The sequence below is a fragment of the Cupriavidus sp. SIMBA_020 genome (genome assembly GCF_046535395.1).
Classification (GTDB): domain Bacteria; phylum Pseudomonadota; class Gammaproteobacteria; order Burkholderiales; family Burkholderiaceae; genus Cupriavidus; species Cupriavidus campinensis.
Map to the genome: position 1 here is coordinate 1 of NZ_JAWRWU010000244.1, position 327 is coordinate 327.

Annotated in this window: 1 pseudogene; it reads right to left on the reverse strand. The window is 70.0% G+C overall.

The features are described 5' to 3' along the window. Positions 1–87: 87 nt before the first annotated feature. Positions 88–327: pseudogene (locus SB751_RS29025) on the reverse strand (orotate phosphoribosyltransferase); the annotation flags it as partial.

Below are 327 nucleotides of genomic sequence, written 5' to 3' on the forward strand. Positions count from 1 at the left end.
GGCGTAGGCCATCTCGAAGCTCAGCTTGTTCAGGCGCGCCAGGATTTCCAGCGACACGCCCACCCAGGCCTGCGGGCCGGCGCGGCGTCATTCCTTCGGGGCCGTGGCACCGCCGTGCGCGGCCGACCACTCGGCCGGCGCGTGCAGGAACTTCTCGACTTCGTCGAGCGTCTTGGTCTCGAAGTAGCCCGATGCCTTCGCGACGCGCAGCACGTCCCACCAGGTCGCCAGCGCGTGCAGGTCGACGTCGATGTCCTTCAGGACCGGGCCGCCTCCGTGGTAGACGTTGGCGAGGACCAGCACGCCGCAGTGGTCGCCCTGCGGGTC